Annotated in this window: 19 protein-coding genes and 1 pseudogene; 9 read left to right on the top strand and 11 right to left on the bottom strand. The window is 57.5% G+C overall.

The genetic code is table 11. The annotated features are described in order from the left end of the window. Positions 1-23: 23 nt before the first annotated feature. Together prpF and acnA are read right to left on the bottom strand one after the other, a co-directional pair. Positions 24-1,172, bottom strand: coding sequence for a 2-methylaconitate cis-trans isomerase PrpF (prpF, locus tag ACPFMA_RS21865; protein ID WP_425928723.1), 1,149 nt, complete (start codon positions 1,170-1,172; stop codon positions 24-26). Further along, entirely contained in the window at positions 1,172-3,799 is a 2,628-nt protein-coding gene (gene acnA / locus ACPFMA_RS21860) for an aconitate hydratase AcnA (RefSeq protein ID WP_425928722.1), read from the bottom strand. The genes prpF and acnA overlap by 1 nt, the downstream gene beginning before the upstream one ends. 293 nt (positions 3,800-4,092) lie before the next feature. Here acnA and ACPFMA_RS21855 point away from each other — a divergent pair, with 293 nt between their 5' ends. The 3 genes from ACPFMA_RS21855 to ACPFMA_RS21845 all read left to right on the top strand — a co-directional run bounded on the left by ACPFMA_RS21855 (position 4,093) and on the right by ACPFMA_RS21845 (position 7,178). Beyond that, positions 4,093-5,415: a CitMHS family transporter gene (locus ACPFMA_RS21855; RefSeq protein WP_425928720.1), complete on the top strand. Its 1,323-nt coding sequence runs from the start codon at positions 4,093-4,095 to the stop codon at positions 5,413-5,415. 189 nt (positions 5,416-5,604) lie between these two features. Continuing rightward, positions 5,605-5,904: an ATP-binding cassette domain-containing protein gene (locus ACPFMA_RS21850; RefSeq protein ID WP_425930621.1), complete on the top strand. Its 300-nt coding sequence runs from the start codon at positions 5,605-5,607 to the stop codon at positions 5,902-5,904. Between the two features lie 347 nt (positions 5,905-6,251). After that, on the top strand, positions 6,252-7,178 hold the full coding sequence (locus tag ACPFMA_RS21845; protein WP_425928719.1) for an FCD domain-containing protein: 927 nt from the start codon (positions 6,252-6,254) through the stop codon (positions 7,176-7,178). 402 nt (positions 7,179-7,580) lie between these two features. On the opposite strand, the gene ACPFMA_RS21840 is transcribed toward ACPFMA_RS21845, so the two are convergent. From ACPFMA_RS21840 to ACPFMA_RS21800, 9 genes are all read right to left on the bottom strand, one after another. After that, complete coding sequence (locus ACPFMA_RS21840) at positions 7,581-8,330, bottom strand: TIGR03747 family integrating conjugative element membrane protein (protein WP_425928718.1); 750 nt, start codon at positions 8,328-8,330, stop codon at positions 7,581-7,583. 10 nt (positions 8,331-8,340) lie between these two features. Continuing rightward, complete coding sequence (gene traD, locus ACPFMA_RS21835) at positions 8,341-10,557, bottom strand: type IV conjugative transfer system coupling protein TraD (RefSeq protein WP_425928717.1); 2,217 nt, start codon at positions 10,555-10,557, stop codon at positions 8,341-8,343. Between the two features lie 258 nt (positions 10,558-10,815). Next, complete coding sequence (locus tag ACPFMA_RS21830; protein ID WP_425928716.1) at positions 10,816-11,346, bottom strand: integrating conjugative element protein; 531 nt, start codon at positions 11,344-11,346, stop codon at positions 10,816-10,818. After that, positions 11,343-11,903 (bottom strand): lytic transglycosylase domain-containing protein, encoded by a 561-nt coding sequence (locus tag ACPFMA_RS21825; protein WP_425928715.1) that lies wholly within the window; start codon positions 11,901-11,903, stop codon positions 11,343-11,345. Before ACPFMA_RS21825 ends, ACPFMA_RS21830 begins: the two co-directional genes overlap by 4 nt. Then, positions 11,888-12,643, bottom strand: coding sequence for a TIGR03759 family integrating conjugative element protein (locus ACPFMA_RS21820; protein WP_425928714.1), 756 nt, complete (start codon positions 12,641-12,643; stop codon positions 11,888-11,890). The genes ACPFMA_RS21825 and ACPFMA_RS21820 overlap by 16 nt, the downstream gene beginning before the upstream one ends. A 10-nt stretch (positions 12,644-12,653) precedes the next feature. Beyond that, positions 12,654-13,349, bottom strand: coding sequence for a methyl-accepting chemotaxis protein (locus ACPFMA_RS21815; protein ID WP_425928713.1), 696 nt, complete (start codon positions 13,347-13,349; stop codon positions 12,654-12,656). 430 nt (positions 13,350-13,779) lie between these two features. Then, positions 13,780-14,424 carry a hypothetical protein gene (locus ACPFMA_RS21810; RefSeq protein ID WP_425928712.1) on the bottom strand — a complete coding sequence of 215 codons (645 nt, stop codon included), beginning with the start codon at positions 14,422-14,424 and terminating at the stop codon, positions 13,780-13,782. 945 nt (positions 14,425-15,369) lie between these two features. Further along, positions 15,370-16,644 carry a translesion error-prone DNA polymerase V subunit UmuC gene (gene umuC, locus ACPFMA_RS21805; RefSeq protein ID WP_425928710.1) on the bottom strand — a complete coding sequence of 425 codons (1,275 nt, stop codon included), beginning with the start codon at positions 16,642-16,644 and terminating at the stop codon, positions 15,370-15,372. After that, positions 16,634-17,062, bottom strand: a complete 429-nt coding sequence (locus ACPFMA_RS21800) for a LexA family protein (RefSeq protein ID WP_425928709.1) — start codon at positions 17,060-17,062, stop codon at positions 16,634-16,636. Before ACPFMA_RS21800 ends, umuC begins: the two co-directional genes overlap by 11 nt. Positions 17,063-17,103: 41 nt before the next feature. Here ACPFMA_RS21800 and ACPFMA_RS21795 point away from each other — a divergent pair, with 41 nt between their 5' ends. From ACPFMA_RS21795 to ACPFMA_RS21770, 6 genes and pseudogenes are all read left to right on the top strand, one after another. Further along, positions 17,104-17,556, top strand: coding sequence for an SOS response-associated peptidase family protein (locus ACPFMA_RS21795; protein ID WP_425928708.1), 453 nt, complete (start codon positions 17,104-17,106; stop codon positions 17,554-17,556). A gap of 59 nt (positions 17,557-17,615) precedes the next feature. Beyond that, entirely contained in the window at positions 17,616-17,936 is a 321-nt protein-coding gene (tnpA, locus tag ACPFMA_RS21790) for an IS66-like element accessory protein TnpA (RefSeq protein WP_425928707.1), read from the top strand. Beyond that, a complete protein-coding gene (gene tnpB / locus ACPFMA_RS21785; RefSeq protein WP_003189483.1) occupies positions 17,933-18,268 on the top strand; it encodes an IS66 family insertion sequence element accessory protein TnpB in 336 nt (111 codons plus the stop codon). Before tnpA ends, tnpB begins: the two co-directional genes overlap by 4 nt. A 63-nt stretch (positions 18,269-18,331) precedes the next feature. Continuing rightward, a complete protein-coding gene (gene tnpC, locus ACPFMA_RS21780; protein WP_425928706.1) occupies positions 18,332-19,882 on the top strand; it encodes an IS66 family transposase in 1,551 nt (516 codons plus the stop codon). Between the two features lie 15 nt (positions 19,883-19,897). After that, positions 19,898-20,050 (top strand): annotated as a pseudogene (locus ACPFMA_RS21775) (transposase); the annotation flags it as partial. A 113-nt stretch (positions 20,051-20,163) separates the two neighbouring features. Beyond that, the gene (locus ACPFMA_RS21770) at positions 20,164-20,712 is read left to right on the top strand and encodes a GNAT family N-acetyltransferase (RefSeq protein ID WP_425928705.1); all 549 of its coding nucleotides are present in this window, start codon (positions 20,164-20,166) and stop codon (positions 20,710-20,712) included. Positions 20,713-20,751: the final 39 nt, after the last annotated feature.

The following is a 20,751-nucleotide window of genomic DNA, read 5'->3' as shown; positions in this document are numbered from 1 at the left end:
AAAGGTCGGCGGTAGCTGAGCAATCAGTACTTCGAAGGTACGAACACCCAACCTTCCATCAGGCGACGGGCGCTTCGGCTCATGACGGCCTTGTCCACAATCCAGTTGCCATCGACTTGGGTGGTCTGCGCGCCTACGGCAACGGTGCCGGCGGTGTGGCCCATGTTGACCTGGCGTTCACCGATATCGCCGACGATACGGTTGACCAGCGTGCCTTCCAGAGCGGCTGCCACGGCAACGGCTACAGCGCCAGTGCCGGTGATTGCGTGGTGCAGTTTGCCCATGGAAAGGATGCGAGCGATCACATCGATTTCGCCGGCTTCGACTGTCTTGCCGCCGGCGGCGCCGTAGGTTTGCGGCGGAGCTACCAGGCAGAGCTTCGGTGTGTGGGGGCGAAGGCGTGTTGCTTCCTCGGCAGTAGCCGCCAGGCCCATGGCCACGGTGCAGTGTGCGCGGATGGTTTCCAGAGACTGCAGCAGTTCGGCGTTGCCGTTGACCTGGTCTTGGGTCTCGGTCCCGGTCAGGCCAACGCGCTGGGCGTCGACGAAGATCGTCGGGTTGCCTGCGTTGAGCAGCGTTGCCAGCAAGCCTGGGAAGCCAGGGATATCCAGTTCATCCACGACATTGCCGGTTGGCAGAATGCTGCCGCCCGAACCGCCAGGCTGAAGGAACTCTACGACGATTTCGGCAGCAGGGAAGGCGACGCCATCCAGCACGAAATCACCTTCTTCAACGACCTCGCCACCCTTCATTGGGACATGGGCGATGATGCGTTTCTGAATATTGGCCTGCCAGATGCGAACGGTGGCGATGCCGTCACGAGGCGCATCGACGAGCCCTTGGCGAATGGCGAATGGGCCAACGGCTGCGCTCAGGTTGCCGCAGTTACCGGACCAGTCGACCACTGGGTTTTCGATTGCCGGGGCACCGAACAAGTAATCGACATCGCAATCGGTACGACCCGATTTACCGATGATGACGACCTTGCTGGAGCTGGAGGTGGCAGCACCCATGCCGTCGATCTGCTTGCCATAAGGATCCGGGCTGCCAATGGCGCGGAGCATCATTGCATCGCGCTCTGGGCCTGCAGCCGGAACGTCTTGCTCAAGGAAAAAGACACCCTTGCTGGTGCCACCGCGCATGAATACGGCAGGGATTCGAACTTGGGTCATTACACTGCTCCTTCCAGTTGCTTCGCTTTAGCAGCCTTGTCCATGCTTTCCACCAGCAACTGCGGAAGCAGGCCGCCGCGGCGGAAGTAGCGCACGTCTTCATGCGTATCCAGGCGGCTGGTGACGGTTACGTTTTCAGTGGTGCCATCTGCACGCTCAATGACGAGTTGCAACTTGTCGCCAGGCGCGAAGGTGTCGTTGATGCCTTCCACCGAGAACTTCTCGTGACCGGTCAGGCCCAGCGTCTTGCGAGTTACACCTTCTGGGAACTGCAGCGGGAGGATGCCCAGGCCAGCCAGGTTGGTGCGGTGGATGCGCTCGAAGCTCTCGGCCACGACAACGCGTACGCCCAGCAGGCGAGGGCCTTTGGCTGCCCAGTCACGCGACGAACCGCTGCCGTACTCCTTGCCTGCCACAACGATCAGCGGCTGCTTACGATCGGCATAGGCTTGTGCGGCTTCGAATACGGTGCTTACGCGATTCTCGGGCAGCAGCAGGGTCCAAGGACCTTCACGGCCGTCGGTCATGAGCTCGTTCTTCAGGCGTGGGCTTGCGAAAGTGGCGCGCTGCGCGGCTTCGTGGTTGCCGCGACGAGTGCCGTAGGAGTTGAAATCATCAACACCGATGCCGTGGCCTTTCAGGTACGAACCGGCGTCGCTGTCCGGCAGGATGGCGCCCGACGGCGAGATGTGGTCGGTAGTAATGTTGTCCGACAGCATCACCAGAACGCGCATGTCTTTCAGGTCGCGTTGAGGGTCAGTAGCCGTCAACTCATCGCTCCAGTACGGCGGCTTGCGGATGTAAGTGCTGCTCTGGTCCCAGGCGTACTGATCGGTAACGCCGGCGCGCAGGTCAGAGGCGATGATACCCGCTTCGCGAGGTACCGAGCTGTAGGCCTTGTCGAACAGGTCGGCCGACAGTGCTTTCTTCTCGATCTCGTCCAGCTCTTGATCCGAAGGCCATAGCTCGCTGAGGTAAACCGGCTTGCCTTCGGCGTCGGTTCCGAGTGCATCCACTTGCGGGTCGATGCGGTAGGTGCCAGCGATCGCGTACGCCACGATTAGGGGAGGGGACATGATGAAGACTTCACGGGCCAGCGGGTGCACGCGGCCTTCGAAGTTACGGTTGCCGGAGGTGGCGGCAACTGTCTCCAGCTTGCGCGCGCGGATTTCGTCTTCGATCTCTTTGCTCAGCAAGGGGCCGGACATGCCGTTGCAGGTGGTGCAGCCGTAGCCGACGACGTTGAAACCCAGGTTGTCGAGATCAACATTCAGGCCGGCGCGATCCAGATAGTCGGCGACAACCTTGGAGCCCGGCGCGAAAGAGGTCTTCACCCATGGTGCGCGATGCAGGCCTCGCTTGAGTGCATTGCGAGCGACCAGGGCCGCAGCGATCACGCCGCGAGGGTTGGATGTGTTGGTGCAACTGGTGATGGCGGCGATGACGACCGAGCCATTGTCCAAGCCGGTTGGGATGTCCTTCGCGGCTTCACCTTTACCCAGCAGGATGCGCTGATGAGGTTGTTTCGGGCCGGCGATCGCGCGACCAACGCTGCTCAGGTCGAGGCTGACAACGCGGTCGTACACGACAGATTCCAGGCTGTCATGCCACAGACCCTGGTGCTTGGCATACGCCTCGGTCAGCTCGGCAATCTCACCGCCGCGGCCGCTCAGGCGCAGGTAATGCAGGGTGCGCTCGTCGATCGCGAACATTGCTGCGGTAGCGCCGAATTCGGGCGCCATGTTGGACAGGGTGCCGCGGTCTGCCAGGGACAGTGCTGCGACGCCTGGGCCATGGAACTCCAGCACGCTACCGATCACGCCGGCTTTGCGCAGGCTTTCGGTCAAGGCAAGCGCGATGTCGGTTGCAATGTAGCCCGATGGCGGGGCGCCTTCCAGCCGAACACCCACGATTTCTGGAACCCGCATCATCAGGGCTTTGCCCAGCATTGCAGCTTCGGCTTCGATACCACCCACACCCCAGCCCAGCACACCGATGCCGTTGATCATGGTGGTGTGGCTGTCAGTGCCGACCAGCGTATCCGGGAACGCCCACAGTTCACCTTCGACTTCGCGAGTGCCGATGACGGTGGTCAGGCGCTCCAGGTTGATCTGATGAAGGATGCCATTGCCTGAAGGCACGATCGACAGATTGTTGAAGGCCTTGTTGCACCAGTCGAGGAATGCAAAGCGCTCGGCATTGCGCTGGCGCTCGATGGCTTCGTTATCGGCCAGTGCGCTGGCATCACCCCAACGCTCTACGTTCAGCGAGTGGTCCACGACGAGGTGAGTTGGGGTGACCGGGTTTACCTGGCGTGGATCGCCGCCTGCTTTTGCTACGGCGTCACGCAAGCCGGCCAGGTCGACCAGGGCGGGGGTGCCGAGGAGGTCCTGGAGAACCACACGAGCGGGGCGGAATGGGATGTCGCTGTTTTTAGAGCGAGTGCAAATCGCCGTCAGCGCCTCGTTCGGCTCTGCTTCGGTACGCAGGACGTTCTCAGCGAGGATCCGGAGGCTCATCGGCAGGCGGGCGAAGTCGCCGCCTATCTCTGCCACAGCTTCCGATACGTTGCAGACGCGGTACTCGCGACCGTTGACGGCCAGGGTTTGGCCAATTTGCTTGCTCATGCCGGGGACCTCACAGGCGTGTTTTTTGTGAGGCGATATTGCACTTTGTCTAAACTTGAGTCAATTTAACTTCGGCAGATGTGCACTGATGGTGCGCCGGGTGGTTGCCTCTACGCTGAGGCGCGACCACTTATCTGCCTGCCAAATCAAAGTTCCCGCACAAATATAAAAACGAGGAAAATCAAGATGAAATGCAAACAGACCTATCGTAAATCCGTTCGGCATCAGCCCGCTTTTTCCTCCTCGTACCGCTAAAGCCTGGTTCGCGGCGCTAAAACAAGAAGGAGAGCGACATGCTTCTGACCGTACTCGGTTTTTCGATGGTCACCTGTTTCATGTACCTGATCATGACCAAGCGGCTTACCGCCCTGGTTGCCCTGATCGTGGTGCCCATCGTGTTTGCCCTGATCGGTGGCTTCTATGCCGGCTTGGGTACCATGATGCTCGATGGCATCAAAACCTTGGCGCCTACTGGCGTCATGCTGACTTTTTCGATTCTTTACTTCGGCATCATGATCGACGCGGGTTTGTTCGATTCACTGGTGCGGTGCATTCTGAAAATCGTCAAAGGCGATCCCCTCAAGGTGCTGGTCGGGACCACCATCCTGACGATGTTGGTATCGCTTGACGGTGACAGCTCCACCACCTACATGATCGTGATTGCCGCATTCCTTCCGCTTTATCAGCGTTTGGGCATGAGCGTTCTCGGGTTGACCTGTGTGGTCAACATCGCCAACGGCATCATGAATATCTCCCCTTGGGGTGGCCCAACCGCACGTGCTGCAGCTGCGCTGCATGTCGATGCGATGGATATCTTCCTGCCCATGGTTCCGTCGATGTTGCTGGGCTGTGGGTGCTTGCTGTTCATTGCGATCATGCTGGGTCGGAGGGAACGTGCACGGCTTGGGGTGATTGCAGTGGATGATTTCCACAACGGTGCGATCGCCTTGGGTAATGGTTCGCATGAAGAATGCGACCGTAACCGCCGCCCGCACATGTTCCTGCCAAACTTGCTGCTTACCGCCACGATGATTAGCCTTTTGGTGATGGGCGCGGTACCGATTCAGGTGCTGTTCATGGTCGGCTTCGCCATTGCGGTGATGCTCAACTATCCGCATCTGGAGCAGCAGAAAGAGCGGATTTCCGCTCACGCCGGTAACGTTCTTGCAGTTACCTCGGTTATTTTCGCTGCGGGCATCTTCACCGGCATTCTTTCCGGTACAGGGATGGTCGATGCCATGGCGAAGGGAATGCTGGCTGTTATCCCGGATGCCTTCGGACCTTACATGGCGGTATTCACAGCACTGGTCAGCATCCCGTTCACCTTTTTTATGTCCAACGATGCCTTCTACTTTGGGATCCTCCCGGTGCTTGCCCAGACTGCCGCTACCTATGGCATTACGCCGTTGGAAATCGCTCGGGCCTCGGTTGTGGGGCAGCCGGTACACCTGCTCAGCCCACTGGTGCCTTCGCTTTACCTGCTGGTGGCGTTGGCCAAAGTCGACTTGGGTGACCATCAGCGCTTTGCTCTGAAGTGGGCCCTCTTGGTGAGTATGGCGATGTTGGTAGGTGGCGCGATGTTTGGAGCATTCCCGCTCTATCACATAGCTTCATGAGCCGGCAGATAGGAGCTTACTGAAAATGAGCTCTGGAGCACGCGCTTCGCGAGGAAGGCATCCATGAACCATGCGGTTGTTGTTCATTTTGCGCACTAGGCGCTGCTGGAGGTCAATGATATCGAAGTCATCTACGACGATGCGATTCTCATCACTGCCGGCGTTTAATTGCCAGTCGGGTAGCGTGTCATTATCGCGCTGCCTGGCGCAAACGGTACGGGAAAGAGCCAAACGCTGAAGGCGATATCCGGGCTGGTCCCAGCGCGATTCTCGCAGGTCAGCTGCGTGCCTATTCGCTTTCAGGGGCAGGACAACCGATTTTATGTCCATGAGCTGGCACGCAAGAGAATCGTTCACGGTCTGAAGGGGCAGCATTTATTCGCCCGCCTGCCCGTCGAGGAGAAGCTGCGCAGCAGCTGTTTTCTGCGTAATCCGACGCGACGCGAGCTGAAGCAGGGCCTACAGCGTATATGCCTGTGCCCAGTTTAAAAAAATAAGCGCAGGGCGAAGGCCGAGGTAACCTCGGGCGGCAACGGGACTAGCATTATGGGCGGTTGCTGCGGCCATAGATCCGAAGCACATTGTCCGACTGGACTAGCATTTGTAGCCGGCAAGTAGGGCGGAATTAGCGTAACAGAGGCGTCTACGTTTACCTTGTGTCTGTTGCACAGGCATGACGCGGTCATTGCATTGGCTATGACTCGCAAGCCAATCGTCCGTGCAACAGTTAAGATCGAACTCGATTTTGAAACAGGGCCGCAAAAGGCTTAATGTAGGACCGGCGGGGCTCGTTTAGTGTACCCGCCTGGAATTTTAGGCCTTGACTCGGAAAAGTTATGAATCTGACGGCGCTTCAAGCCCGCGTAGCCCGCGATATAGTGACCTATGTTCGCCAAGAACAACTAGCTGCAGGGCATCACGTTTCGGAACTGGGGCTGGCCAAGGTTCTGAAGACGTCGCGCACCCCTATCAAGATTGCTCTGAATTACCTCGCCGAGCGCGGCATGCTTAACCAGGACCGCAACCGCGGTTTTTTTCTGGCAAAACCTTATGATGATCTGGCCGACATTGCCCAGGCTCTGTCGGTTTCCTTCGATGATCCGATCTATCAGCAGATCGCGGTGATGCGTCTCAATGGGCAGATTCCTGAGCAGTTTGCTGAGACTGACCTGATGCGTTTATTCAACATTTCGCGCTATATGCTTCGCGGTGTTTTGATGCGGATTCAGCAAGAGGGGTGGATCGAGCAGCGGGCCGGTCAGGGTTGGCAGTTTCTGCCGATGATTGACTCGGTCGAAGCCTATGAAGAGAGCTATTCGTTCCGAGTGATTATTGAGCCAGCAGGCCTGCTTGCCCCTACATTCATGGTCGATACGGAAGCTCTGGCTCGCTGTAAAAAACAGCAGCAATTCATTGCAGATGGCGGTTACCTGACCATGACACCCCAGGAGCTATTCGAGTCGAATGCTCAGTTTCATGAGACGCTTGCCGGTTTTTCCGGCAACAGATTCCACATCCAGACGGTTCGCCGTCTCGATCAGCTTCGCCGATTGGTGGAGTACCGGCAGGCAAGCAAACGTTCGCCTCGCCGTGAGCAGGCTGTGGAGCATCTCGCGATTCTTGCCTGTATTGAGCAAGGTGATCGCCTCGCGGCGGCTGACCATATGCGTAAACACCTAGAGCAAGCTCGCCGTCATAAAGTCGTAGCGGAGATGTTCGAGGCAGTTGAAGTGCCAATTGACGCTGCTTTTGAGTCGGCCTGAACCGGCATAGCGAACGCTAGTGTCCTGTCTCGGAAATTAAGTCGCTTTTGGCGATTATCGACGCATGCCAGGCGCCGATGAATGTATGTCCTAGTCAGCAGCCCGGCGATCGCCATTCTCCGAATGGGCGACTACGGACCCAGATCTGAAGCTCTGGATCAGGCACTGCTTCTAAGCACCGGCCATCCAGCTGGTACTTGGAGCGTCTTGCGCGCCCCTCGAGAAGTGATACATCTGCTGATGACAATCACCCACGTTGCTCCTGGGCGGAGGTAAGCATGTGGCGGTCACGGAACTGAGGGAAGTTACAACGCTTGATAGGATCGTCAATGCTGGCCTTGATAGGGAGCTTCGGAGCCTCCGATTGGATGGCTCGTGAACCCCATTGCATCGTACTCTTCCTCACAAATACTTCTTGAAGCTCGCGGCCGTAATGCTTACAGATACTCCGAGCAAGGCAGCGCAGGGGAGCAATACCAGCATCGGGTTGATACTGATTGGTAACGCCAGGTAGAGGGTCCAAGGGAAAATGGCCAACGGCATGATCGTTCCGCGGGCCTTGTGATAGAGGTAGCTGGACTCACGACCGGCCCCGAATTTCCGCAGATCTCGACGCACCAGGCCATCGACCAGGCCTGTGAGCGCCGCCATGGCGAAAAGCGGCGTGGTCATCAGCAGCACGACCAGCCGGACGCAAAACACCAGGACGGTGAAGAGCGCAGCAAGGGTGTAGTTCTGGACAGTTGTGATGCTCTGCGCGGCCAAGTAGCGCATATCCATCTCGTTACGCGGGCCGGCATGGGCGATCGCCTCCATCCCCTGAACCCAACTGAGCATTCCAGTCTTCACAATCAGCCAGTCATAGGTTGTGGTGACCAGCCATGTCGCAGTGCGCCCCGGCTCTTGAACGATGGCGCTATGAACAAGCCCCTTGGACAGCCAACTGATCTCGCTGAAGAGCATCTGCTGACCGTGACGCCAGCCCGCTTCCGGCCAGAAGAAGTACAGGCATACCCAGTCGACCAGAATTGCCACGATGAGCGACCCGAACATCACCCCCAGGAAGTTGAACGGGAAGAAGATGATCTTGCTGAACAGCGATTCCTGTCGCTCCTGTTGCTGTTCGGCCTTCTTTGAAACGTCGTCTGCCATGGGCTACACCTCAGGCTGCGTCATTGGTCGACACTTGGCGGAAATCTTCAACTAGGTCGTCGGGCAAGGTAGATTTCAGATCTTGGTAGCCAGGTGCTTCCCACCAGTCGCTTGAGGACGCCGCCGATCGCCGCATACCCGCCGCCAGGTCCTGCAGGTTGCCGGGCATGACGTCGTCCGGGTCATTCGCGGGAAGCGGCATGCGAATCTTCCAAAGGTTCCCCCCTTCGATAAGTGCGAAGGCCTGGCCCTTGGGTAGCCCGACCACGTGCGCAGGCTCAATCATCGGCACGCTCGCCATTTGCACCTGGTCATGCGAGCTGGAGGTGAATGCGGTCTTGCCGTTCACCGAGTCGTTTGCGCTGCTCGCCGGCGTGCTGTTGTAGATCTGCACCTTCGGCAGTTGGTTGGTCAGAAGCTCGGCAGTTGCAGTCTCACGGACGCGGAGCATAAACAGATTGTTGAAGTTACCAATCACCTGGCCGGCCTTGGCTTTCGAGCCAATTTTCGCTTCGATGTCGCTCATGGTCTGGGTGTATGCGGTGACCTGCATACCGGCACCGCCAGCTTTGTTCACCATGGGAATAAACTCGTCCCCGATCAGTTCGTTGAACTCGTCAGCGTGGAGGTTGATGCGAACCTTGCCACCGGCCATATGGTCGGGCAGACCATCGTCGATACCGTGCTTGTAAATGTGGCCGGCGACGGAGACCAGGTCGCTGAACATCGAGTTGCCCACCGCCGCAGCGACCTCGGTGTCGGACAGCGCATCGAGGCCGATGTAGACGACCGCCCGCTTTCGAATCACTTGCATCCAGTCAAATATCGGTCGCTGGTCAGCGAGATCCAGATAGTCGGGGGCGAGCAGCTCGGCGATACGGCCCGTGGTCAGCTTTTCCAGCAGCGGCAGCAGTGACGCGACGATCTTGTCGAAGTAAGTCTTGTCGTAGCGCACAGCGCTGCGCAGGCCGTCCATGACGCTGTCGTTGATGCGTTTCTGGGTGAGGTACATGTCGATGGCCACGACTCGCAGCGGGCGGTCTTTCATCGCGAACGACAGATTCTTGCGATCGATCTTGCCTTCCACCTCAACGATGGCTTGCCAGGCCTTCGGATCATGTTCCGCGAAGTACTTCTGTGCGTACTCGATGAACAGCTCGTCGATGTTGATGACGTGCCGGCGAATCTGCTCGTAGTCAGGGCGGCGGCCGAGTGCGACCAGCGACTGGGCAATGATGTTGACGAACCGCCAGGCGAACTCGCGGAACGCAGCAGAGTTGCCCTCGCCGGAGAGCTGGCCAGCGATACGTGTGGCCACCTCGCTGATCCGACCAAAGCGGCCGATGGCGTTGTAGCGCGCAGAAATGTCTGGCCAGCCCAGGTGAAACACATAAAACTCGTCGAGGCGGCCGGCGCGCTTGCATTCGATGTACATGCGTTTGAGCAGATCCGCATCACCTTTCGGATCGAAGACGATCACAACCTCGTGGTCGGCCTGTGCCTCTGCACGCCGGCGCCGGCTCCAGCGATGGAAGGTTTGGCTCCGGCGCCCCATACGGACTCGCGGCCCGCGTCGATGCGTTCGGCGAATGTCCTGCGTGATGAAGACTTCAGCCAGGCGAGTCTTGCCTACCCGAGTTGTCCCCAACACCAATGTGTGGCCCACACGCTCACCTAGAGGCAAGCTGACGTTCTGCTCATCAGGCTCGATCCCATGCAGTCTGGGTAGGCCGCCCACGGGTGGCAGCGGCCTGGCGGGGTTCCAGTTCGAGTCCCAGCCAGTGACCTTGGTGATCAACTTCAGTGGGAAGGGAGCGAACTCCAGACGTTCTTCCAGCCAGCGCGCACGCATATAAAGGTTCTTCGGCTCGACGTAGGCCGCGAACTGGGGAAGGTAGGTGTCGGCCAGGCGTTGCGTGTGCTTCTGTGTCCACCGGAATCCGCGGCCGATGAACAGGCGCTCGTTGCTGATCGGTATTTCAGCGCTGGTCATCGTATAGTGGGGAAGCCGTCTGAGGTTCGCCTGGTACCGAAGGACCCTCCGTGCCTGCCGCAGCCGAATGGTGCCCAAGTAGATAAAGCCCAGGGCAGCGACAATCCCGAATAGCGGAGTCAGGGCAAAAGCCCAGGGCGCGCCAATGCAAAGCGCTGCAGCTACATAGCAGACAGCAGTGGTGAAAAGTTCTACCGGCGGCCGGAGCAGAGATTCAAGGGTGTATGTCGTCATCTCGGGTCCTCGCGGTGTATGTCCTGGCGTCGACTTCGGCGCGCGCTTGCTCAACCTGGTCTGGTGTCAGCCGTTGGGCAAGACGCTGGGCGAATGCGTGTTCGTTGAACTCGGAGACTCCCGTCAAGCGAGCACCGTAGAGCTCGCTCACGTGGCGGACCTGCTCGATCATTTGCTCCCGGCCGGGGCGGTGCAGCGGATGGCTGATGATCAGTGTGAACACCGGCGATACAGGTCGTGTTGGGCGCATACCGGGTCTCACTGCTGAAGGGTTGTAGCTGTGATCAGCACCGGGTAGTGCTGCAACCCCAAGCGACCAGCGATATCGCTCGCGGGAACGGGCATCACCAGCAGCCCGGGGGCCCAGCGGCGGATTTCCTGCAGTCGTGCAGCGTTGCCGACATTCACTGCGAGTCCCACTGCCTGCAGGCCTTGAAGTTCCGACAATTTCTGGTTGAGCCAGGCCTGCGAAGTTGGATCATCCCCAACAATGAACATCGGCTGGAGGCCAGCTGCGTTGATGACCCGCCCCTGTACTGGGCCCGGGCTCAGTTCTGGAGTCGACACCGGGAACGCCCCACCGGTCCGCACGCCAGTCACAACCGGAGGGGTGTGCGCAGGCTCGGGCTCAATGTCCTGGTAGTAGGGCAGTGCGGATGATCCGCCATGGTCCTCCACTACTGTGAGCACCGCTTGCTGGATCGCATTGCTGGGTAGGGCCAGGCTGGCCACGATCGCGAAGGCTAGAGCCTGCACGACGTGTGCTCGCCAGGAGTGGTGATATGTCATGGGGTTTGTACCTCGAAGTTGATGCCGGTGACCCGGCTGAGATGTTTCGCGAAGTAGCCACGGTACTTCGCTGCCGGCGCGCCGCCGGCCGGGCGGTGATATCGCCCTGCAGCATCGATCCAGGTTCCCCCCTTGGCCTTTTGCTCAGCCAGAATCTGGGCGGTCACCGCGAGGTTCTTGTAGGGATCCAGCCCTTCGCAGGGAAAGCTGTAGCGATGCCCGTTCGAGCGAATATTGGTTTGTCCCAGTCCCACGTCGACGCGAGCGGGCCCAGCCGTCGCAATTGCGACCACCAGCGCTCGGCAAGCATCTGCTCGTGTGGCGAAGCGATAACCGGTACCGGCGACATTCAACGTCCATGGCCACGGAACAAGCTGTCCGCGCAGTCGCGTGCCGCTTTCTTGCAGTGCCACCGAATAGAGAACAACGGGCGGGACCCCGTGCCTGATGCCGATCGCCTTGTAAGCTGCTGGCGGATCCTCTACGCCCCATGCGTTCCCGGCGAGCAGCAGCATCAACAGAGCGCAGAGCCGCGAGCCTCTCATTGCCGACGCCATGATCCATTCACCTGCGTCACGGCGGCTGGCAGTGGGCCGCCGAGCCCGAGGCGCACCCAGCGGCCCTGGTCATGATTGAGTGTAATCAGTCGGCTTTTGACGCTGGACGGGTCAATCCCCGCCAGAATTGCCCAGCGGCGGATCCGTTCATCGTCGTTCTGGCTGCCGACGAAATACAGGTCAAACGGCGTCTGGGACGCCTGCAGCCGTTTGACCTGGTCGATGCAGGGTACGCAGTCGTCTTTGACGAAGAGTGCCAGGCGCCCGTTGCCCTCCAACGCTGGGCCGCTCGATCCGGCCTGCGCCGAAGGGGAGGCCGAAATCTCAATGGCTTTGATGCCCGGGAATAGGCGTTGGTAAGCCTCATCGTAGGCTCGCTGATAGGCGAGTTCCCGATCGACTCGCTGACGCTCTGCTTGGATCTGCAACTCGGCGAACCGACGGCGTTCGGTATCTGATCGGGCCTCGATGCCCAGCGCCGTGAGTGGGTCAAGCCCTGGCGAATAAACCCCCCGCGGACCCTGCATCACCTCTAGATAGCGCTCGTACTCCTTGGAGGTCAGGCCCCACTCCTGCGCGGCTTTTTCATCAGGCTTGTTCTGCGACAGGGTGGCTTCGCTGGTGAGCTGTTGAATACTCGAGGTGGCCCCTCCAACTGCGGAAGGAAGCGGAGCGGCCTCAATGCCCAGTCCAGTAAATGCGCAGGCGCAGGCGATGGCTCGAACGATCGGTAGATTCATGATGCTTTACTCATGGCTGGATGCTCAGGATTCGGGTTGTCCCGCCGGCGTCGAAGGTTGCGGTTCGTTCATCTACAGCCTTGAGGCGCCACGTGCTGCCGCTGACCACTTCGCCAGGCCGAATCAGGTAGATCTGACTCAGTCGGGTGCTACCGGTGGGGGCAATAGACAGGAAACGCTCTCCGCCTCGGTACTCGAGGCCGACCATCTGAAAAGGTGGAGGGGTCTGCGGGATGGGCGGGGCCTTAATCGGTGCAGGCTTCGGCTTCGGTTTGGAGGAGGCTTTGGGGGCTGGTGCGGGCGCTTGAGCCTGCGGCTTACTCATTTTCTGCAGTTTGTCGTCAAGCGACTCAAGGTCGGCTTTCAGGACCAGGAGATCGCCCGCAGTCGCGGATGAGCGAGTGACTTCAGCTGCAGCTTCGTGAGCCTGCTTTGCCATGGCTTGCACAGCGTCGATCCGGCTTGAGAGTGCTTGCTGGCTAACACGGAAGTCTTCCATCGTGACCAGGGGTTTGCCTGACACAGTGTCGAGACGATCGTCGATCGCGCTCACCCTGTTCTGGAGTGCGTCGATGGAAATCTTCTCTGCAGCTCCGTTTACAGCGCGAGAAAGAGTCGACAGCTGATATTGCTGGAACGCGATGATGCCGCCCAGGATGAGCAGTCCTGAGGCGATGGGCAGATAGTTTCGGATCGGCAGTTTCATGGGGGTCCTCTCGAAGCCGAGTACACCCTCGCGCAAGCCTGAGTCTGATTCAGTAGAAAATGCTTAGCCCGAGTCCTCAGATTTTTTCCTAGTAGAGCCGTCCCTCAGGAAGACGCGGCAGCTTGATCGTGTGAGAACTCGATTCCAGAGGGCGGTTGAGCACACGGCGTAGCTGACCACGCTGTGTGCCTTGCAAGTCTGTGGATAACCCGGCGGCAACTTTTGAGGGGGTAGAGGTAAGTCTGTGATGCAGAAAATCCAGAGTTGCCTCTGGTTATTTCTGTTGTGTGGGGCTGAAACTGATTGAGCCGAGGTCGCCTGCAATCAGGGGATGAATGACTGGAAAGTTATTCGGCGCTGTCTCAAGAGGGGGCCAGAGCCCCATAAGAGGTGCACCACTCTAAACCGGTGCACCTAATGCTCGTACATATTACTTTGATGAGCTGAGTCTGATTGCAACCTCTTTTAAACCCTCCTTGAGAGATTTCTCTAGCTGGCTGTCATGGGAAACCTTGAGGTCAGCAAAAAATTCATACGTTATTTCATTTTCGGAGTTCAGCCATCGGAGGCTAGTAAATCGAGTATTGCCCCGCGTTGCCACAGTTTCCTTGATCAAAGGTTCATCACCAACTCGCCGTTTCGCGTAATCATCATCGTAAACAGTAACTCGCTGCGTCAATGGCGATTTGTATTCGTTTTCATAGGTTACTAGATATCCGTTTGGGCATAAATATATGGACATTACACCATTCATTCCGCCGCCTTTTTTTGCAACGCCAGACGGTACCTGGTCATTCAGTTTGCAACTCAATCTCTCCACCATTACTCTAGAGGCAGAGACCTGAGTTAGCTGTTTTTCAGATATGCCGAAGTCGAATTTTGCCTCAGTCACAGACTTGCTGAACTGCTGAAAAGATGGGAAGTCAGCCTCTTTGGCTGACCTCGAGTTTGCAGCGGAGCGCATTTTTTCAAAGCGCTCGGCTTTAGCGTTTCCGGTAAGGGGCTCAATCAGCAACTCGGCAGAAGCAACCGATGGTAAGATAGCAAAACTTAATAATAAAAATGCACGTCTCATATCACCACTCCGTCAAATTGCAGGATGTTGCATAGGTGTACTTGCATACCATGTCATAAACTTGAGTCTGCGGAACCCATCCCCCTTCACAAAACTGCATAAGGGTTTCGTTCTGAGCAGCTCTTTCCTGTTCATTTGCATAGTGGTAACCATCCACTTGCCATCCAGTGCTACCGCAGAACTGGCAACCTGCGTACGATCGACCAGTAGGCTGGCCTTGGTCATCCGTGAAACTACGCATTTCGCCGGTGATAGCATTATGTTGATTTGAATCGGTTGCCATCGACCAAGTCAGTACGGGGTCCCAGCTTACGGACTCATTAAAACCTGCGCAATTCGCACGCGAGAACATCCCAAGCTCTGCATGCGAACTTGCGCTAAAAAGCATCGCAATAATAAAAGTCCAGCCTGCACTATCCTTCCTCATTTTGGAACTCCACTTTGTATGTTCATGGCCTACATGCCATCCTTCTTGATTATGCCTCAGGGGCATTCGTATCATTGATTGAATTTATAAGCCCAGTTAACCAACCCTCTATCGTACGTTCAGTGCTGGTCGTCTTTCATGAGGTTTCCACGGGTGTTTCACTCGCGTAAAACAGGACGAAATAGCAGGGCGGCTTTTCAGTTTGAGTTGTTTCAAAGTATTTCATGTCTTTTTTGTTAGCGAACGCGTTTCGTCCCAATCGCATTAGATAAACAATCCAAATGCGAGTTTCGCGCTCGTAAGTACACTCGATTGGTTGTTTGGATCTAGTCATTCCGTGGTAAAGCCACGCCGTGGTATTGCCTTCCTAAGCCAAGATCTAAATTTCGCTTGGTTCGGTATGAAAATTTTGAAACGCTAATTTCAGGGGCTGAACTGCAGCGGCCGTAGCTGAGATGAGTTGGTTGCGACTAATGCGAACAACTGGTCAAGCGGCGCGCAGTTCTCGCATCCGGCGCTCAGTTACACGAAACTTCCCACAACTGGTCAATCCGGGTGGTATATGACTGACTCATCAAGTCTCGCCGCATACCCCAAGCTGGAATGGCTGGAACGCCTGCCGTCCGCACCGTGCCTTTGCCCCAGCGCCCATTGATCTGGTCGACCACGTTCATCAAGCGCGTCGCCTCGACGGGCTGCTCTTTGGCAAATAGGTCAGTCGTGTACTCGCCTCGGTGGCAAAGCTCCATGAGCAGAACTTCCGCCTTGCTATACCTGTAGCCTGGGCGAAAAAGCTTATCCAACGCACCGGTTGCAGCTTTGGTGAGTAGCCGGACGTCGTCAGTCGGATAGGGCATCTCTACGATTACCCCATTGGCGTACTTGACTTCATCCGGGTTGAACATGCCCGTTCTAATGCTCACCCTTACCTTCTTGCAGACTGAGCTTTGGGCCCGAAGCTTCTCCGACGCGCGCATCATGTAGGTCGCTACGGCTTCTTTAATCGGAGGCAACGTTTCAAGGCGCTTGCCGAACATCCGGCTACAGCAGATTTCCTGCTTCGGTGTATTCGGCTCGTCGAGGTCGAGGCATGGGATGCCTGCGAGCTCGCGCGCGGTCTTCTCGACAACTACGCTGAATTTCTTCCTGAGCATCGATGGGTTGGCATTGGCCAGGTCCATCGCTGTCTTAATGCCCATATCCTCAAAATGAGCATGCATCCGCCGTCCAACACCCCATACTTCAGACACGCTGGTATTCCGTAAAACCCAGTCGCGCTTGTGCGGCTCGCAGATGTTGACGACTCCGCCCGTGTGCGCTTGGAGACGTTTCGCCGTGTGGTTAGCGAGCTTGGCTAGCGTCTTTGTACCTGCGATGCCGACGCCGACGGGAATGCCCGTGCAACGCAATACTTGCTTGCGAATCTGCCGGCCAAGGCTATCCAGGTGTGAGATACCTGTCAGGTCAGCGAACGCTTCGTCGATGCTATACACCTCTACTATCGGGACTAGCGACTCGATCACAGCCATGACGCGCTCGCTCATGTCGCCGTAAAGCGCATAATTCGAAGAAAACGCGACTATCCCGTGCTGCTGAAGTTTGTTTTTGATTTGGAAGTATGGCTCGCCCATCTTCACGAACGGCTTTGCGTCAGCGCTGCGTGCTATCACGCATCCATCGTTGTTCGAGAGGACCACGATCGGCGTTTTCGTCAAATCAGGTCTGAACACACGCTCGCAGCTGGCATAGAACGAATTGCAATCAATTAGCGCAAAGACTCTGTCATTTTTCATGGTCGCGCACGCTGAATCGAACCACACCCCACACCACGAGCTCGTCTCCCTCCAGGACATGTCGATGCGGATATTTAGGATTCTCAGACTGCAAGACGACCATTCCATCCTTGCTGAATAGGCGTTTGCAGACGGGTTCTGAGTTGATTGCGGCGATGACGATATCGCCGTGTTCCGCTTCGCGGCTACGGTCTACGATGACAATATCGCCAGAGTAAATTCCGGCTCCTTGCATACTGTCCCCCTCGATTTTGACGAGATACACGTGGGGTGCTCGGAGATCGAACAGCTCGTCCAGTGAAATATGAGCTTCAAGGTGATCGGCGGCAGGTGACGGAAAGCCTGCCGGGACACGAAATGAGTACATTGGGAACCGGGCTGTTCCAGGCTTTGGCTGGCCGAGGTTGGTGACGGTCATCGGAAAACGACTCAAAATTTACTGTATGTGTGTACAGTAAAATGCCGAAGGACCATTCTGGTCAATGTGGTGTCGGAAATTTCAGACAGGCGCGAAGGTCCACCAGCAGCAGCTCGGTCTGGAGCTACATACCTGGGGCGACTCGAGGAGGATCAAGAATGTGTAGTCACTATGAGGCCCCCAGCTCGAAGCAGCTCGCTCTAGCCTTTGGTTTTGATGTTGAGGTCCAGGAACCCCTCGATCTATGGCCTGGCTATTTGGGGCCTTTCTTACGTAGTACCGTGAGCCAGGCCGAAGCTGCCAGTAGAGAACACCGAATCGAGCTGCTTAGAGGCTCCTTTGGCTTGATACCCAGTTGGAGCGACGACACGAAGATCGCTCGCCGAACCTACAACGCCCGTTCTGAGACCGTGGCCGAGAAGCCGTCGTACCGGAATGCGTGGCGTAAAGCTCGTAAGCGTCCGGCGAACTCACCTTCCGAACTCCAGCTTTAAGGGCGATGGTGTCCGCGTATTTTTAAGCGGACGCGATCGCCCTTATCGCCAGGATTTCAATGCGCCAACGAAACTCTTATCCGAAACCGTTCAAAGCCCAGGTCGTTCAGGAATGCCTGCAACCTGGCGCATCCATTTCCAGTGTCGCCATCAGCCACGGCATCAATGCCAACGTCATCCGTAAATGGATGCCGCTCTATCGAGATCAGCCCACAGCAACTTCACTACCGGCATTCGTCCCGCTAAAAGCCGCACCTAAACGGCCAGCCGAAGCGTCAGTGATCATCGAGTTGCCCATGGCCGGCCAAGTGATCACTGTGAAATGGCCAACCTCAGATCCCGAGGGCTGCGCGCAATTTATCCGGGCTGTCGCTCAATGATCCGCATCGATGCAATCTGGCTGGCCACCGAGCCGATGGACATGCGCGCCGGCACCGAAACGGCATTGGCCCGAGTGATCGCGGTGTTCGGTGCGGCGAAGCCGCACTGCGCTTATCTGTTCGCCAATCGCCGGGCTAACCGGATGAAAGTGCTGGTACACGACGGCGTGGGAGTCTGGCTTGCCGCACGGCGATTGAATCAAGGCAAGTTTCACTGGCCCGGCATTCGCCATGGTTGCGAAGTCGAACTCGACAGCGAGCAACTCCAGGCATTGGTACTGGGCCTGCCGTGGCAGCGGGTCGGCTCAGGCGGTGTGATCAGCATGCTGTAACCGCCGGCCATTTGGCCGGTCTGCTTGTCGTCGTTTCGCGCCTGCTCTGACACAATCGGCGCCATGACTTTCTCGCCTAACCTCGATCAGATGACCCCGGAACAGCTTCGTGCCTTGGCGGCACAGGCGTTGCAGTTGCAGTCCCAAGTCGAGGCGATGAGCAGGAAGATCCAGAACGATGAAACCATCATCGAACAGCTCACTTACGAAATCGCCCTGCTCAAACGCCACAAGTTTGCCAAGCGCAGCGAGCAAATCAGTCCGGCGCAAGGCAGCTTGCTGGATGACCTGCTCAATACAGACCTTGAAGCTATCGAAGCTGAGCTAAAACAGCTCCTCCCAGCTTCGTCACAGGCCGAGCCACGGCAATCACCCAAACGTGCGCCATTGCCACCGCATTTTCCGCGTACCGTGATTCGCCACGAGCCAGAAAACACTCATTGCGCCTGTGGCTGCCAACTTCAGCGTATTGGTGAAGACGTCAGCGAGAAGCTGGATTACACGCCGGGCGTGTTCACGGTCGAGCAACATGTGCGTGGCAAATGGGCCTGCCGTCAGTGCGAAACCTTGATTCAGGCGCCGGTGCCAGCGCAGGTCATCGACAAAGGTATTCCAACCGCAGGCCTGCTGGCCCACGTGATGGTGGCCAAGTTTGCCGATCACTTGCCGCTCTACCGGCAGGAGAAAATCTTTGGCCGCGCCGGGCTGGCAATTGCTCGCTCGACCTTGGCCCAGTGGGTCGGACAAACCGGCGTGCGGCTCCAACCTTTGGTCGATGCACTGCGTGAAGCGGTGCTGAACCAGGGCGTGATTCACGCTGACGAAACACCGGTTCAAATGCTTGCGCCGGGCGAGAAGAAAACCCACCGGGCCTACGTCTGGGCCTACAGCACTACGCCGTTTTCGGCGCTCAAAGCCGTGGTTTACGATTTCAGCCCAAGCCGTGCAGGCGAACATGCGCGCAACTTCCTGTGCGACTGGAACGGCAAGCTGGTCTGCGACGACTTTGCTGGCTACAAGGCTGGTTTTGAACAAGGCATCACTGAAATCGGCTGCATGGCCCACGCCCGTCGCAAGTTTTTCGATCTGCATGTCGCGAACAAAAGCCAGTTGGCCGAACAGGCGTTGCATTCGATTGGCGGTTTATACGAGATCGAGCGCCAGGCTCGGGACATGAGCGATGAAGATCGGTGGCGAATACGTCAGGAGTTGGCGGTACCGATCAGCAAAACACTGCATGAGTGGATGTTGGCCCAGCGCGACCTCGTGCCCAACGGATCAGCCACGGCCAAAGCCCTCGACTACAGCCTAAAACGCTGGGTAGCGCTGACGCGCTACCTGGACGATGGATCTGTGCCCATCGACAACAATCAGGTCGAGAACCAGATACGGCCATGGGCACTCGGGCGCTCGAACTGGTTGTTTGCCGGGTCGTTGCGCAGTGGCAAACGGGCTGCGGCGATTATGAGCCTGATTCAGTCGGCGCGCATGAATGGGCATGATCCGTATGCCTATCTCAAAGATGTTCTGAGGCGGTTGCCGACGCAACGGGCCAGTGAGATTGGGCAACTGCTACCGCATCGGTGGGTACAGGCCTTGCTTAGGCAAAGTTAGTTGGGCAGACGCTTACAACGGAACATCATCGAGCCTATGTTTGGCTGGGTGAAAGAGAGCCGGAGGATCGGCACCCGCTACGACAAGCTCGCCAGAAGTTTTGGCGCGATGGTCACGCTGGCTTGCGCGCTGCGATGCCCAAGGCAGTATTTTTCGTACAGAACCTAGAATGCTGTCGGCCTGATGCCGTTGCAGCCTCTCGAAAAATTTAGATCAGGACTTGCTGAGGGCTCAGCGATATCGTGGCAGTTGGGGGCAAGCCTGTTCGCTATGGGGGAAGAATGATTGAAACAAAGCGGTTGAAGCTTAGGGATTGGAGAGAGGCGGATAAGCCCCTGTTGAGCGTAATTCATGCTGATCCTGAGGTGATGCGGTTCCTCGGCGGCACGAAGACCGCGTCAGAGACCAGCAATATCGTTGACCAACTGACGCGGCTTTCCGAAGGCGGCGAGCCGACCTTTTGGGCTGCCGAGCGTATCGAGGACGGCTCGTTGATAGGCGCAGTTGGCCTACATTGGCTTGGGATTGATTTTCCATTCGGGCCGGCTTTAGAGGTGGGGTGGCGCCTTGGTCGAGATTATTGGGGCAACGGTTATGCGACAGAAGCAGCTCGCGCGGTCCTCAATTATGCGTTTGGCACCTTGGATGTGCCCCGCGTTTACGCCTTCACCGCATTGGCGAACAAGCGCTCTGAGACTGTAATGCAGCGGCTGGGGATGGCGAGAGTTGAAGGCGGGGAGTTCCCTCATCCCGATTATATGCCGACCGACCCTGGCCAAATGCACATGCTGTATGTTGCTGAAAAAAGCACATGGATGTCGGGTACTTAGGCTTTAAGCTCACAGAAGCGAAGTGTTGCCCGTAAGCGT

The organism is Pseudomonas sp. NyZ201, assembly GCF_049860765.1.
GTDB lineage: Bacteria > Pseudomonadota > Gammaproteobacteria > Pseudomonadales > Pseudomonadaceae > Aquipseudomonas > Aquipseudomonas bharatica.
This window is presented reverse-complemented; position numbering and strand designations above follow the sequence as displayed.